This is a genomic window from Pigmentiphaga sp. MLSB6-MA01 (assembly GCF_058793475.1).
Map to the genome: position 1 here is coordinate 88,853 of NZ_JBXAFV010000019.1, position 14,677 is coordinate 103,529.

Annotated in this window: 14 protein-coding genes; 5 read left to right on the forward strand and 9 right to left on the reverse strand. The window is 69.0% G+C overall.

Annotated features, from left to right (window positions below; translation table 11 throughout):
* Positions 1-31: 31 nt before the first annotated feature.
* The 6 genes from AC1Q6E_RS25610 to AC1Q6E_RS25635 all read right to left on the reverse strand — a co-directional run bounded on the left by AC1Q6E_RS25610 (position 32) and on the right by AC1Q6E_RS25635 (position 5,629).
* A complete protein-coding gene (locus AC1Q6E_RS25610) occupies positions 32-1,378 on the reverse strand; it encodes a Rieske 2Fe-2S domain-containing protein (protein WP_296556031.1) in 1,347 nt (448 codons plus the stop codon).
* 91 nt (positions 1,379-1,469) lie between these two features.
* A complete protein-coding gene (locus AC1Q6E_RS25615; RefSeq protein ID WP_152792805.1) occupies positions 1,470-3,014 on the reverse strand; it encodes an MFS transporter in 1,545 nt (514 codons plus the stop codon).
* 7 nt (positions 3,015-3,021) lie between these two features.
* A complete protein-coding gene (locus AC1Q6E_RS25620; RefSeq protein WP_296556032.1) occupies positions 3,022-4,302 on the reverse strand; it encodes an RNA polymerase sigma factor in 1,281 nt (426 codons plus the stop codon).
* A gap of 4 nt (positions 4,303-4,306) precedes the next feature.
* Positions 4,307-4,714, reverse strand: a complete 408-nt coding sequence (locus tag AC1Q6E_RS25625; protein ID WP_152792804.1) for a VOC family protein — start codon at positions 4,712-4,714, stop codon at positions 4,307-4,309.
* A gap of 35 nt (positions 4,715-4,749) precedes the next feature.
* A complete protein-coding gene (locus AC1Q6E_RS25630) occupies positions 4,750-5,160 on the reverse strand; it encodes a YciI family protein (protein WP_152792803.1) in 411 nt (136 codons plus the stop codon).
* A gap of 115 nt (positions 5,161-5,275) precedes the next feature.
* Entirely contained in the window at positions 5,276-5,629 is a 354-nt protein-coding gene (locus AC1Q6E_RS25635) for a YciI family protein (RefSeq protein WP_152794504.1), read from the reverse strand.
* Positions 5,630-5,881: 252 nt separating this feature from the next.
* Here AC1Q6E_RS25635 and AC1Q6E_RS25640 point away from each other — a divergent pair, with 252 nt between their 5' ends.
* Together AC1Q6E_RS25640 and AC1Q6E_RS25645 are read left to right on the forward strand one after the other, a co-directional pair.
* Positions 5,882-6,892 carry a tripartite tricarboxylate transporter substrate binding protein gene (locus AC1Q6E_RS25640; RefSeq protein WP_152792339.1) on the forward strand — a complete coding sequence of 337 codons (1,011 nt, stop codon included), beginning with the start codon at positions 5,882-5,884 and terminating at the stop codon, positions 6,890-6,892.
* A 9-nt stretch (positions 6,893-6,901) separates the two neighbouring features.
* Entirely contained in the window at positions 6,902-8,242 is a 1,341-nt protein-coding gene (locus AC1Q6E_RS25645) for an amidohydrolase family protein (protein WP_152792340.1), read from the forward strand.
* A gap of 30 nt (positions 8,243-8,272) precedes the next feature.
* Here AC1Q6E_RS25645 and AC1Q6E_RS25650 read toward each other — a convergent pair whose 3' ends face one another.
* A complete protein-coding gene (locus AC1Q6E_RS25650; RefSeq protein WP_152792341.1) occupies positions 8,273-9,181 on the reverse strand; it encodes a LysR family transcriptional regulator in 909 nt (302 codons plus the stop codon).
* A gap of 200 nt (positions 9,182-9,381) precedes the next feature.
* On the opposite strand from AC1Q6E_RS25650, the gene AC1Q6E_RS25655 reads away from it, so the two are divergent.
* Positions 9,382-10,821, forward strand: a complete 1,440-nt coding sequence (locus AC1Q6E_RS25655; RefSeq protein ID WP_366059472.1) for an MFS transporter — start codon at positions 9,382-9,384, stop codon at positions 10,819-10,821.
* A gap of 27 nt (positions 10,822-10,848) precedes the next feature.
* Here AC1Q6E_RS25655 and AC1Q6E_RS25660 read toward each other — a convergent pair whose 3' ends face one another.
* Together AC1Q6E_RS25660 and AC1Q6E_RS25665 are read right to left on the reverse strand one after the other, a co-directional pair.
* Positions 10,849-11,451 (reverse strand): SRPBCC family protein, encoded by a 603-nt coding sequence (locus tag AC1Q6E_RS25660; protein WP_296558423.1) that lies wholly within the window; start codon positions 11,449-11,451, stop codon positions 10,849-10,851.
* A 139-nt stretch (positions 11,452-11,590) separates the two neighbouring features.
* Positions 11,591-11,962 (reverse strand): acyl-CoA thioesterase, encoded by a 372-nt coding sequence (locus AC1Q6E_RS25665; RefSeq protein WP_152794445.1) that lies wholly within the window; start codon positions 11,960-11,962, stop codon positions 11,591-11,593.
* A 176-nt stretch (positions 11,963-12,138) separates the two neighbouring features.
* Between AC1Q6E_RS25665 and AC1Q6E_RS25670 the strand changes: the two genes are divergently transcribed.
* Together AC1Q6E_RS25670 and aspA are read left to right on the forward strand one after the other, a co-directional pair.
* Positions 12,139-13,050 (forward strand): LysR family transcriptional regulator, encoded by a 912-nt coding sequence (locus AC1Q6E_RS25670; protein ID WP_152792489.1) that lies wholly within the window; start codon positions 12,139-12,141, stop codon positions 13,048-13,050.
* A gap of 147 nt (positions 13,051-13,197) precedes the next feature.
* Complete coding sequence (gene aspA / locus AC1Q6E_RS25675; RefSeq protein ID WP_152792488.1) at positions 13,198-14,631, forward strand: aspartate ammonia-lyase; 1,434 nt, start codon at positions 13,198-13,200, stop codon at positions 14,629-14,631.
* Positions 14,632-14,677 lie beyond the last annotated feature (46 nt).

Consider the following 14,677-nt stretch of genomic DNA (forward strand, 5'->3'; position numbering starts at 1 on the left):
GAGAGGGTGACGCCGGCCCGCATCGATATCGTCATGACTTTCCGTCGGACGGCAAGCCGTAGAGGTTTCCGACATAGCCGTACGGGTGGCCAAACCGCTCTTCCATTACCTGGCCGAGTGACCGATTGCGGGGGGCCACGGCTCCGCCGGAGCGCACGGCGTAGGCGTCGGGCCGCCGCCATGCTTCCAGCGGCTGGTTCTCGGCAACCTGGCGGGCCGCGTTGAGCATCACCCGGCGAAAGCGGACGATGCCCAGGTCCGTCGGTCCCAGGTTTTCCCGCGTGCGGTCGGCGATGCTGCCCTGGCTGTCCTGGATGCAGGCGTCCTGTTCGGAAACGCCCGATATACCCGTGAAGCTGCCTTTCTTCTGGGCGGCCCGGTCGATCAGGTAGTCGTTATCGCGCCGCGCCAGGGGACGCCAGTCGTCGTCCAGGCGGGGGTAGATCGAGAATCCCTGCCGGAAGCGTTGCCGTTCCTGCTCGCTGATGGGGCGTTCGGGATTCCAGCTGTAGCAGTACACCCAACAGTGGTGGTCGTCGATCGGCACCCAGGTCTGGCCGTGGTAGTTCTGGCCGGGAAAGGCGTTGGGCGTGAGTCCGTGGCAAGGCATCAGGAATTGGCTGATGCGCCAGTAGAGATCGTCTCCATCCGCGCGGCGGGCCGCGCCCAGCAGGAGGCCGGCGGGATGCTCCTGGATGGTGAAGACCGGCGCCCCGTCGTTCCTCAGCCAGCGGACCAGGTTCTCGTGGGTGCCCGCTTCCGCGTTCGACATGGCCCGCATCACCTGCTCTTCGTCCTCGCTCGTGTCCATGTGCAGGAAGCTGAAGTGCGCCGTGTCCAGTCCGCCCTCGCACGCCTGCGCCCAGTTGCACTCCTGGAGTTTCTTGGAAACGAAGCGGTGTTCGGCCGGCAGCAATCCGAATTCCATGGACGGCAGGGCGGGGAGCGGTGTCTGCGCATCCCGTTTTCCCAGGTAGGCCCAGATCAGGCCGGCCCAGTCCCGCGCCGGATAGGATTTCACATGGATGCGGGCCTGTGACTGGGCGCCGGCTGGCGAGGAGGGCATGTCGACGCAGGCGCCGGATACGTCGAACTTCCACCCGTGATAGGCGCAGCGGATCCCCGAATGTTCGTTCCGGCCGAAGAACAAATGGGCGCCGCGGTGGGGACAGACGGGATCGATGAGGCCGATGCGGCCTTCCGTGTCGCGGAAGGCCAGCAGTTCCTCGTTCATGAGCTTGACGCGGACGGGAGGACAGTCGGGCCCGGGAAGCTCCTCGGCAAGCAGGACCGGAATCCAGAAACGCCTGAAGAGGTCGCCCATGGGCGTGCCGGGGCCGGTTTGCGTCAGCAGGTCGTTATCGCGGGCGGTCAGCATCGTTGTCTCCTTTACGGAAACTGTATGGGCGGATGCGCGACCGTCAGCGGAAGTGTTTCATTATCTTGAACAAGTCCTGGTTTCCGGGCGCCTACGCCGGGTCGTCGCGCCACGCCTGGGCGCGGGCGGATCCGCCGCGCAGGATGCAGGCCGCGGCCACGGCCGCGCACAGGGTCAGCACCGCGCCGACGGCCGCCGAGAGTTGCAGCGCATCCACGAACGCCGCGCGTGCCACCGCCAGCATGGCGTCGGCCTGCGGCGTGGGCAGCGCATGCGCCGCCGCCACCGCGGCGCCCAGCGTCGACGAGGCGGCCTCGGCCACTTGTGCCGGAATGCCGTCCGGCATGCCCGCCGATAGGCCGGAGCGGTAGATCATCGTGCCCATGCTGCCGAATACCGCGATGCCGAGCGCGCCGCTGAACTCGGCGCTGGTTTCGGAAATGGCGGAAGCCGAGCCCGCCCGCTGCGGCGGCGCCGAGGTGATGATCATCTCGTTGCCGATGGTGAACACCGGCGCCATGCCCAGGCTCATCACGATCAGGCCCGCCATGATCGCCTCCAGCCCGTACGGGCGGTCGGCCAGCAGCACCATGAGGAAGCCGGCGGTGGCCGCGAGCAGGCCGCCCACGAAGATGGAGAGCGGCGACACGCGCCGCGCCAAGCGCGGCGCGAGCAGCGAACCCGCGACGAAGCCGAGCGCCCAGGGTACGGTGACCAGGCCCGCCCGCAGCGGATCCAGGCCCAGCACCAGTTGCAGGTACTGCGTGATGAAGATGTAGACGCCGAACATGGCGAGGCAGGACAGCGCGTAGGCGGCGATGGCCGCGCTGAAGGCCGGCCGCATGAACAGGTTCAGGTCCAGCAGCGGATAGGGCAGGCGCCGCTGCCGCCGCACGAAGGCCACGCCCACCGCGAATCCCGCCGCGATGATGGCGCCGGCGGTCCACGACGCGCCGTGCTGGGCGATCTGCTTGAGTCCGTAGATCATCGCCAGCACGGCGAACAGCGATTGCGCCACGCTGGGCGGGTCGATGCGCCCGGCGTCCGGATCGCGGTATTCCGGCAGCAGCACCGGGCCGAGCGCCAGCAGGAGCAGCATCACCGGCACCGCGACCAGGAAGACCGATCCCCACCAGAAGAATTGCAGCAGCACCCCGCCCACCAGCGGCCCGATGGCGCTGCCCAGCGAGAAGCTGGCGATCCAGACGCCGATGGCGAACTGGCGTTCGTGCTCGTCGTGGAACATGTTGCGGATCAGGGACATGGTCGACGGCGCCAGGGTGGCGCCCGCGATGCCCAGCAGGGCCCGCATGGCGATCAGCATGCCCGCGCTGTCGGAGAAGGCCGCGATGGCCGAGGCGAGGCCGAACGCCGCGGCGCCGATCAGCAGCAGCCGGCGCCGCCCGATGCGGTCGCCCAGGGTGCCCATGGTGATGAGCAGGCCCGCGACCAGGAAGCCGTAGATGTCGATGATCCACAAGAGTTGCGAGCTGGACGGGTTCAACTGGGCGCTGATGGCGGGCAGGGCGAGGTTGAGCACGGTCAGGTCCATCGCGTAGACCATGCAGGGCAGCGCGATGACGGCCAGCCCTATCCATTCCTTGCGGGTGGCCTTGAGAGACGGGGATGAGGTCATGGAGGGGTCAATGAGAGGGGAGGGCTTGGGCTGCCCTGGCCATCAGAAGTTCCTGTTCCCGCAGGTTGCGGGTCATGGCGGCGGCGCGCAGGAATTCCTCGCGCGCCTCGGCGTGGCGTCCGAGCTTGTGCAGCAGGTCGCCGCGCACGCTGGGCAGCCAGTGATAATTCGCCAGGGCCGGTTCCGAACGCAGCGCGTCCGCCAGCGCCAGCCCGGCGGCGGGGCCGAACGCCATGCCGACCGCCACGGCGCGGTTCAGCTCGACCACGGGCGAAGGGGCGACCTGGGCCAGGGCGTCGTACAAGGCCACGATGCGTTCCCAGTCGGTCTCGTCCGGCGTGCGGGCCCGGGCATGGCAGGCGGCCAGCGCGGCCTGCAGCGCATAGGGGCCGTGGGCCCCGCCCAGGGCTTCGGCGCGGGCCAGGGCCGCCAGGCCGCGCCGTATCAGCAGCGGGTCCCAGCGCGCGCGGTCCTGCTCCATCAGCAGCACGGGGCGGCCGTCGGCGTCGGTGCGGGCGGGCAGGCGCGAGGCCTGGACCTCCAGCAGCGCGCACAGGCCATGCACCTCGCCGTCGTCCGGCGCCAGCCCGGCCAGCACGCGCGCCAGCCGCAGCGCCTCGCCGCACAGCGCCGGCCGCATCCAGTCGTCACCGGCCGTGGCCGAATAGCCTTCGTTGAAGACGAGGTAGATCACTTCCAGCACCGATTCGAGCCGCGCCTCGCGCTCCTGCGCGCGGGGCACCTCGAACGGCACCTTGGCCGCCGACAGGGTGCGCTTGGCGCGCACGATGCGCTGGGCGATGGTGGCTTCGGGCACCAGGAAGGCGCGCGCGATCTCGCCGGCGGTCAGCCCGCCCAGCAGGCGCAGCGTCAGCGCGACGCGGGCGTCGGTGGAGAGGACGGGATGGCAGGCGGTGAAGATCAGGCGCAGCAGGTCGTCGCCCACGTCGTCGTCGCGCGCCGCCTCGACCAGGGCCGCCGGGTCCGGCGCGTGGCCGGCGCCCAGCACTTCGGTCTCGTGGCCGTATTCCTCGTGCTTGCGCGCATGCAGGGCGGCCTGGCGCAGGCGGTCCAGCGCCCGGTTCTTCGCGGTGGTCATCAGCCAGGCTCCGGGATTGTCCGGCACGCCATCCCCGGGCCATCGCTCCAGCGCGGCCACCAGCGCGTCCTGCGCCAGTTCCTCGGCCAGGCCGACGTCGCGCACCAGCCGCGCGACGCCCGCGATGATGCGGGCCGATTCGATCCGCCAGACGGCTTCGATGGCCCGGTGGGTGGCGGCCTGCGTCACAGGCTCAGCCCTGCTCGACCGTGGCCGGGTCCATGTAGAAGACCTCCCATGCATGGCCGTCCGGGTCGTCGAAGCCATGGCTGTACATGAAGCCGTGGTCTTGCGGAGGCCGCGGCGCCGTGCCGCCGGCGGCCAGGGCCTTGCGCACCATGTCGTCGACGGCTTCCCGGCTGTCGCAGGTCAGGGCCACCAGGACTTCGGTGCTTTGCCGGGCATCGCTGATCGGCTTGCTGGCGAAACCGCGGAAAAAATCCGTGGTGAGCAGCATGGCGTAGATGTTCTCGCCGATGACCATGCAGGCGGCCTTGTCGTTGGTGAACTGGGCGTTGAAGGTGAAGCCGAGCTGGCCGAAGAAGGCCTGGGTGCGCGGCAGGTCGGCGACGGGCAGGTTGACGAAGATCTGCTTGTGCATGATGGATTCCTTGGGAAGAGAGGGGGCGCGGCGCGTTATCGGCTGGCTGTTTCCAGCTTCCGGAAGCGGTCCACCGCTTCGCTCGGGCCGAGGTCATCCAGCTCGAAGAGCTCGCGTACCTCGATCTCGCCGTCGGCCTCGGCCATGGGCGAGGGAAAGCGCCGGGCCCATTCCATGGCTTCCTCGCGCGAGCGGACCTGGATCAGCGTGTAGCCGGCGATCAGCTCCTTGGTTTCGGCGAAGGGGCCGTCGATGACCGAGCCCTTGCCGGCGCGGTAGCGGACGCGCCAGCCTCGCGACGAGGGTTTCAGGCCGTTGGCGTCCAGCAGCACGCCCGCCTTGGCCAGTTCCTCGTGGTAGGACGTCATCGCGGCAAGCAGGGGTTCCTCGGGCATGACGCCGGCCTCGGTGTCGGCGGTGGCGCGGACGATGATCATGAATCGCATGGCGGTTTCTCCGGTGGTTGCAAGCCCGGACGCGGGCTTCTGTTCCTACGACGATCGGCGCGGGCCGGAATCGACATGATGGACGCGGCCTAGGGAAACTACCTGGCCGGGCGGCTCAGCGGTAGCAGGGCGCCACTTCCCGGACCTCGACCGTGCACCATTGCGCCGCCGGGCAGGTTTGGGCGATGGCCACGGCTTCCTCGCGCGTGGCGCAGTCCAGCAGGAAAAAGCCGCCTATCATTTCCTTGGCTTCGGCGAACGGCCCGTCCATCAGCCGGGCGCGCCCGTCCCGCTGTTGCACGCGCACGGCGCTGTCCTGCGAGGCCAGCGACTCGGCGGCCAGCAGCCGGCCGCGGGCCTTCAGGTCGGCGCCGAAGGCGGCCATGCGATCGTAGAGTTCGCGGCCGGCCTCCTCGCTGCGTTCGGCGCGCTGGCCGGTGGGTTCGACGATGAGCAGCATGTAGGCCATGGGGACTCGCAGGGGAGGGCCGGGCGGGGTGCGGCCGGCGGAGGCGGAGCGCCCGATTCTTGCAGATTTCGCGCCATTTTTCATGACAGCGTGTAAGCGCGGCGGGACCGCGATTCAGATGGCGAACTGATAGAACTACAACTTTTTCTCGTTTGCCTGTCCCGCCTCCCGCGGGTGAAATGTTTGCCATGTCGCCGTGGGGCATCGGAAGGCGGGCCTGCTTCCCGGGCCGCCCGGCGCGAAGGAGACGAGATGAGGCAAGGAAGTGCAGGAGCGGCCACGGGCCGCCGCCGGTGGCTGGCGGCATGCGCCGCGGCCCTGGGCGTCGTGGCCGCGGTGCCGGCGATGGGGCAGCCGGCCTGGCCGGCGCGGCCGGTGCGCATCGTGGTGCCCTATGCGCCCGGGGGCGGCGTGGACGTGATCGCCCGTGCCCTGGCCGAGCGCCTGGGGCAGAAGTGGGGCAGGCCCGTCATCGTCGAGAACAAGCTGGGCGCCGCGTCGATCATCGGCGCCGAGGCGGTCGCCAAGGCCGCGCCCGACGGCCACACGCTGCTGGTCACGAGCGAATCGACCATCACCAGCAATCCCTTCCTGTACGACAAGCTGCCCTACGATGCCGTGCGCGACCTGGCGCCGATCTCGCAACTGGTCAGCCTGCCGCAGATGGTGCTGGCGCACCCTTCCGTGAAAGCCAATTCGCTCGACGAGCTGGTGGCGCAGGCCAAGGCCAGGCCCAACGAATTGAACTACGCCTCGATGGGGTCGGGCAGCCTGCCCCACCTGCTGTTCGAGGGGCTGCGGCACAAGACGGGCATACAGATCACCCAGATACCGTACAAGGGCATCATGCCGGCCGTGACGGCGCTGATCGGCGGCGAGGTGCAACTGGCCATGGTGGGCACGGCCATCGCCGAGCCCCATATCCGCGCGGGCAAGATGAAGCCGCTGGCCATCGCGCGCGCCAGCCGGCTTCCGGCCGAACCGAACGTGCCCACCCTGGCGGAAGCGGGCTATGCCGATATCGATCCGCGTGAGTCCTGGTTCGGCCTTTTCGTCACCGGCGGCACACCCGATGCCGTGATCCAGCGCATCCATGCCGACGTGAAGGCGATCGCCGCCGATCCGGAATTCCAGCAGCGCTTCGTGGCCGCGCGCGGTTTCGATCCCGTGTTTTCGTCGCCGGCGGAGTTCAGCGCCGCGCTGCGCGACGAGATGCGCCACAAGGAACGCCTGATCCGCCTGACCGGTGCCAAGGCCGACTAGGGGATGGGCATGCAGGCAGCAAGGTGGCGCGAGGCGGCCGGACACGTGGCCGGACTGCCCGCGCGCGACGAGTTCTTGATACGGGGCGGCCATGTGATGACCATGGCCGACGGCATGGAAGACCTGCCGGACGCCGATATCCACGTCCGCGACGGGACGCTGGTGGCGATCGGCCGGGGGCTGAGCGTGCCGGGCGCGCGGGAGCTGGATGCGCGCGGCATGATCGTGATGCCGGGGTTCGTGGATACGCACTGGCACCTGTGGAATTGCTCGCTGCGGGCGCTGATCAGCGGCGACGAGGCGGCGCGCGGCTACTTTCCGGTGACCTTGTCCATGGGGCCGCGCTTCACGCCGGACGATTCCTATCACTCGGTACGGCTGGGGCTGGCCGAGGGATTGGCGGGCGGTATCACGACGGTCCACAACTGGTCGCACAACACCCGTACGCCCGATCACGCGCGGGCGGAGCTGGCGGCCATGCGCAGCCTGGGCATACGGGGCCGGCTGGCCTACGGCTGGGGCCAGGAACTGCCACTGGACCGGGCGATGGACCTGGCGGGCCTGGAGGAAATCGCCCGGGCCGAGCGTGGCGATCCGATGATCCACGTGGGCGCGGCGCTCAGGACGCCGGTTTCCAATCCGCGCGGCACCGTGCCCATCGAGGTCGTGCGGGCCGAGTTCGCGGGCGTGCGGCGCCTGGGCCTGCCGATCACCATGCATGCCCGCCCTGGCGTGGTGTCGGTGCTGGATGCGCACGGCCTGCTGGGCCCCGACCTGCAACTGGTGCACCCCCAGGGCGTATCGCCGCAAGAGCGGGAGCGGGTGGCCGCCTGCGGCGTCTCGTTCTCGTGTTCGCCGGTGATCGAGGTGCTGTACGCCCAGGCATCGCGCGGCGTGATCCAGTTCCACGAACTGGAGTGCGCCTGCGTGCGGCAGAGCCTGTCGGTGGACAGTTCGTCGGCCTCGGCCAATGCCGATTTCTTCTCCTGCATGCGTACCTTGCTGTGGTCGCATCGCCAGCGCTTCGGCGCCGAGGTCGCGCTGACGGCGCGCCGCCTGCTGCGGCTGGCCACGCTGGACGGCGCGCGCGACCTGGGCATCGCGGACCAGGTCGGTTCGCTCGAGGCGGGCAAGCGGGCCGACATCATCCTGGTCCGTGCCACGGACCTGAACATGGCGCCGGTGGTGGATCCCGCCTTCTCGCTGGTCTATTCGGGCCAGCCGGCCAACGTCGATACCGTCATCGTCGACGGACGGGTGTTGCGCCGGCGCGGACAGTGGACCGCCTGCGACCCCGCGCAGATCGTGCGCGACGCGGCGCAATCCGTGCGCGAAGTGGCCGCCCGGTGAACGCGCGCCGGCCGCCTGGCCGGCGCGGCGTCAGCCCCGTTCCTCGAATGCCTTGCAGTGGGCCGCCAGATGGGCGCGGAAGGACGCGGCCGCCGGCGACAGCGAGCGGCCGGGTTGCGTGACCAGTTCGATCTTGCGGTACACCACGGGGTCGTGCAGCACGCGGAAGCGCGCCCGCTTCGAGCGGGCCAGCAGTCCCGCGTAGGACGGCAGGACCGCGATGCCCAGGCCGGCCTCGACCAGGCCGATGGCCGACCACAGGTAGTGCACCTCGAAGCGCGGTTGGGCCGCGATGCCGGATTGGTGCAGCACACGGTCGATCTGCGGCAAGGATCCGCTGGACTGCGGCACGACGATCATGGGCTGGCTGGCCAGGTCGGCCCACGCCAGATCCCGCCGCCGGCGCGCCAGCGGCCAGGCGCTGGGAATCATGGCGCCCAGCGGATGCCGCATCAGCAGGCTGCGGTTCAGTTCCACCTCGTTGCCGGTGAATACGCCCACGCCCAGGTCTGCCTCGCCCTGCTGCACTTGTTGCAGGATGACGTCCAGCGGGGCGTCGGACATCTTGACCTCGATGGCGGGATGGGCGGCCTGGAACGTGGCGATGGCGTCGGGCAGCAGCGTGGCCGCCATGACCGGGGTGGTCGCCACGGTGACGCGCCCGCGGCGCATCTGCACCAGGTCCTGGGTGCGGCGGATGGCTTGCTCGACCTCGCCCAGGATGCGTTCCGCGTGCTGGAGGAACTCCGCGCCGGCCTCGGTGACCGCCAGCTTGCGCGTGGACCGGTCCAGCAACTGCAATCCCAGCTGGCCTTCGAGTTCGCGCACCAGCAGGCTGGTGGCGGACTGGGTCAGGTGCAGCCGCCGCGAGGCCGCGGTGAACCCGCCGCAATGCACGACTTCGACGAACGCGCGCATCTGGCGCAGGGTTACATTCATACGGCAACACACCTGTTCTTGCCCGGTCGCGGCAAGTATAGGGGCAGTCGGCGGCCGCCGCGCGGGGCACATACCCGGATTCAGGTGGGGGGATGTCAAGATGGACGAGCGCTGGTGCCTGGATGCCAGCCTGCGCGACATCGACATGTAGGCGGTGGAGGTTTATAGGGGTATACCCTTGGGTATATGATTATGCGCAAATGTCCGAGACTCCCCCGCACCCGCCCTATCCGCCCGGGCGCCCCGGCCCCCATCCATCGCCCGACCTCGCTTCACCGGTAGAAGACCCGCGCCAACTCATCCTGGCGCTGATCGGGATCTGCGCCGTCGTGATGCTGGTGGCCCTGGACTCGACCATCGTCGGCACCACGCTGCCGCGCGTGGTGGCCGAGCTCGGCGGCATGCCGCTGTATGCCTGGGTCGGCACGGGATACCTGCTGGCCTCGGCCATCGTCATTCCCATCTTCGGCCGCCTGGGCGACCTGTTCGGCCGCAAGCATTTCATCCTGGTGTCGCTGGGCCTGGTGTCACTGGGCTCGGTGCTGTGCGGCATCAGCCAGTCGATGCCGCAATTGATCGCCGCCCGCACCCTGCAGGGCGTGGGCGGCGGCATGATGATCGCCACCGCCTTCGCGGCGCCCGCCGATCTTTTTCCCGACGCCATGCGGCGCGTGCGCTGGCAGGCCCTGATCTCCACCTCGTTCGCGGTGGCGAGCGGCGTGGGTCCGCTGCTGGGCGGGGCCATTACCGAGGCTTTTGGCTGGCGTGCGGCGTTCTTCGTCAGTCCGGTGATGGGGGTGATCGCCTTCGTGATGCTGTGGCGATATTTTCCGTCGCTCAAACCCAGGCATGACAGGCCGCCCCGCATCGACTGGCTGGGCGGGGTGCTGCTGGCGCTGGCCGTGGGTACGCCCATGGCGGCGCTCGAGCTGGGATTCTCGACCCATCCACGCCCCGTGCTGGGCCTGGTGTTCCTGGCGGTGGCGATCGCGTCGGTCTGCCTGCTCGTCTGGTACGAGCGGCGGCTGGAGCAGCCCATGTTTCCGCTGCGCGTGCTGGAACGCAGCGAGTCGCGCCTGTTGAACGTGGTCGGCGTGATGACCGGCGCGGTGATGTTCATCCTGATCTACTACGGTCCGCTGCTGTTGCAGGTGGAGGTAGGGCTGAGTCCCGCCCAGGCGGGCATGATCCTCGCGCCACTGGTGGCCTGCATTCCGGTGGGCAGTGTCATCAACGGGCGGCTGTTCCCGCAACAGAGCCAGCCTCAGCGATTGATGGTGTTCGGCGCGCTGCTGCTGGCCCTGGGCTGCCTCGGGGTGATGTTCCTGGAGCGGGGGTCGTCCATGGCCTTTGCCGTCGTTTCGTTCGGCCTCAGCGGCATGGGCATGGGTTTCATCATTCCCAACCTGACGCTGTTCATGCAGATGATCGCCGAGCGCCGCGACGTGGGGGTGGCGTCGGCGTTGATCCAGACCACGCGCACCCTGGGCAGCGCGATCGGCACCGCGCTGGTAGGGCTGGTCATCGCCCGCACGTCGGTCAATACCGGCATCGAGGCCGGCATGGTGATGGCCATCGTGTTCTGCGCCGCGATGATGGTCCTGTCCCAGCGCATCAAGATGAAGAACGTGCGCCGCTGAGCGCGGCGGCGCACGGCGTGCCGGGCGTCAGCGCAGGAAGGTGTGGTAGACGACCAGCCCGGCGATCACGCCCGCCGCGACCAGCCACGACAGCCGGTTGACCCATTGCGCAGGCAGGTGCAGGGCATGTGCGCCGCCCGCGGCCGCCGGCCTGGCCATGCGCGGCGGCCGGGGCGCGGGGCGTTCCAGCGCCCGGCACGCGCACACCGAGAACAGCGCGAAGAAATTGTCCATCATCTTGCGCGCGATCTTCTCGGCCTGGTCGGTGCGCAGCTGGCTGAGCTTGCCTTCCAGGTCGGCGTGCGCGGTGTACGAGACGCGGGTGCCGTCGCCTTCGGGCGTCAACCGGATGTCGGCGTGGCCCTTGGCCGATCCGGCCATGCCGCCTTCGCCTTCGAAGGTGAGGTGATAGGAATCCTGGGGCTGGATGTCGGTCAGTTGCAGCCGGCCGTGGAAGCGGGCCGACAGGGGCCCGACTTCGGCCCGCAGGTTGACCCGGTATTCGTTGTCGGAAATGCGCTCGACCTTTTCGCATCCGCTGATACAGACCTTGAGGGTCTCGGGAGCGACGAGTTTGTTCCAGGTGCGATCCTGGGACGCTGGAATCAGGCGCGAGCCGGATATGTCCATGGTGAGTCTCCTTCGCCTTTGGGGGCAGGGCCTGCGTGCCTGCCGTGTTGGCTGGCCGGCCGGTCTGTGCCGGCAGGGCTGGGGCGGTGACGTCCTTGTGGTCAATGTGCCACTAATCGCCATGGGTGTCCAGACAGGGTCAGCCGGCGCGCAAGTCCGGCAGGGTGCGGGGGCGCCGCTGGTGGTCGGTCGCCACGTAGACCAGGGTGGCCTCGGTGACCTTGACGACTTCCGAATTGAGCCGGATGCGCTCGGCGTAGACCTCGACCGCGACGGTGATCGACGTGCGGCCGGTCTTGACGATGTGGGCGTAGAAGCTGAGCAGGTCGCCCACGAATACCGGTTCCTTGAACACGAACGAGGTGACGGCCACGGTGGCGACACGGCCGTTGGCGCGGCCCTGGGCGGGCACCGATCCGGCCAGGTCGACCTGGGCCATGATCCAGCCCCCGAACACGTCGCCCGACGGGTTGGAGTCGGCCGGCATGGGGATGACGCGCAGCACCGGCATCTGGCCGGCGGGCAGGGAGTTGGGGGCGGGGGGCGGATAAGGTAGCGAAGCGGTCACGCTGGACTCCAGGGAAGATCGACGGTGCGGCGCGGGGCCATGCGGGAAGTGTATGCCCGACCGGGGGGGCGCCACGGGCCCACGGTACAATTTCCGCCGGATCCTTCCCGGTTGCAAGCATGGAAGCCAAGTGGCTCGAAGATTTCATCGCGCTGGCTGAAACCCGGTCGTTTTCGCGGGCGGCCGAGCTGAGGCACATCACGCAGCCCGCCTTTTCGCGCCGCATCCAGGCCCTGGAGGCCTGGGTCGGCACCGATCTGGTCGATCGCGCCGTCTATCCCACCCGCCTGACGCCCGCCGGCGAGACGTTCCGGGCCGAAGCCATCGCCATGCTGGCCAAGCTGGACGAGACCCGGGCCATGCTGCGCGGCATGCGCCCCGCGTCGCAGGCGGTGATCGATTTCGCCGTGCCCCATACCCTGTCGCTGACGTTTTTTCCGCGCTGGCTGAGCCGCATCCGGGCCGAGGCCGGCCTGCCGGACTTCACGACCCGCCTGATGGCGCTGAACGTCCATGACGCCGCCATCAGCCTGGTCCAGGGCGGCAGCGACCTGGTCATGGTCTATTACCATCCCCGCCAGCCGGTCCAGCTCGATCCGCGCCACTACGACATGCTGGTGCTGGGCAGCGAGGCGGTCTATCCCTACGCCCGCAGCAAGCCCGACGGCACCCCGGAGCACGTGCTGGGGGAGGGCGGCCCGGCGCCCTACCTGGCCTACGCGCCCAATGCCTACCTGGGCCGCATCGTCGACCTGATCCTGGCCGGCGCCCAACCCCGGCCGCCGCTGGACGAACGCTACGAGACCGACATGGCCGAGGGCCTGAAGGCCATGGCGCTCGAAGGGCACGGCGTGGCCTTCCTGCCAGAGAGCGCCGTCAGCCGCGAGGTTGCCTCGCGCCGCCTGGCCTGCGCGGGCGAGGCCTATACCGAGACCATGGAAATCCGCCTCTATCGCGAGCGCGTGCCGGCCGGCGCGCCCGCCAAGCCGTTGGTCGATGCCCTGTGGGACTACCTGTCCAGGACGCGCTGACGTTTCCCGGTCTCCGGCGGTTTCCTGGCAATGCAAAAAAAACATTGGCCAATGCGAACACGGCATTGGCGCTATCGCGGGGCGCCTGCCTATAGTGTTTTCCATAGTGCGCCGCATGGTGCGGCGGCCTTTCCGATGGACATCCACATGAGCAGCAATGCCGCTTCCGGCCTCTTCCGCATCGAACACGACCTGCTTGGCGAGCGCGAGATTCCCGCTGGCGCCTACTGGGGCATCCACTCCCTGCGCGCCCGCGAGAATTTTCCGATTTCCGGCTCGACCATAGGCGGCCAGGCCGACCTGGTGCGGGCGCTGGCCTGCGTCAAGCTGGCGGCGGCCCGCGCCAACCGGGACCTGGGCGTGCTGCCCGCCGACCGGGCCGGCGTGATTGCCCAGGCCTGCCAGGAAATCATCGAGGGCGCGCTGCACGACCAGTTCATCGTCGACGTGATCCAGGGTGGGGCAGGCACCTCGACCAACATGAACGCCAACGAGGTCATCGCCAACCGCGCGCTGGAGCTGCTGGGCGCGGAGAAGGGCCAGTACGACGCCCTGCATCCCATCCAGGACGTGAATGCCTCGCAAAGCACCAACGATGTCTATCCCACCGCGCTGCGGATCGCCATGTGTTTTTCGCTGCAGCGCCTCTTGGTGGCGATGGCGGAACTGCGCGGGGCCTTCGAGGCCAAGGCGCTGGAGTTCGACGACGTGCTGAAGATGGGGCGCACGCAGTTGCAGGACGCCGTGCCCATGACGCTGGGCCAGGAGTTCCTGACCTACGCGGTCATGCTGGGCGAGGACGAGGCGAGGCTGGGCGAGGCCAGGACGCTGATGGTGGAGGTCAACCTGGGCGCGACCGCCATCGGCACCGGCATCAATACCGATCCCGACTACAGCCCGCTGGCCGTGCAGTACCTGGCCGAGATCACCGGGCTGCCGCTGGTGCGCGCCGCCAACATGATCGAGGCGACGCAGGACACGGGCGCGTTCGTGCAGTTGTCCGGTGTCCTGAAGCGCGTGGCCTGCAAGCTTTCCAAGACCTGCAATGACCTGCGCCTGCTGTCGTCCGGCCCGCAGTCGGGGCTGAACGAGATCAATCTGCCCGAGCGCGCGGCGGGCAGTTCCATCATGCCGGGCAAGGTCAATCCCATCATTCCCGAAGTGGTGAACCAGGTGGCGTTCGAGGTCATCGGCAACGACATGACGATCACGATGGCGTCCGAGGGCGGCCAGCTGCAGCTCAACGCCTTCGAGCCCATCATCGCGTGGAGCCTGGTCAAGAGCATTTCGCACCTGGAGGCGGCATGCACCACGTTGACGCACAATTGCGTCAAGGGCATCACGGCGAACCGCGAGCGGCTGGCGCAGGCCGTCAGGCGTTCGGCGGGGCTGGCGACGGCGCTGAATCCGGTGCTGGGGTACGAGGCGGCGACACGGATCGCGCGCGATGCGATGCGGACGGGGCGGCCGGTGGCGGATCTGGTGCTGGAGGCGGGGCTGCTGGATGCGGAGACCCTGGAGCAGGTGCTCAAGCCGGAGGTGCTGACGCGGCCCTACCGGTTCAAGAAGGTGGCGATTTGATGGCCGCATGGCCACGATCATCGCATCGAAAGGAATTCCGCCGACC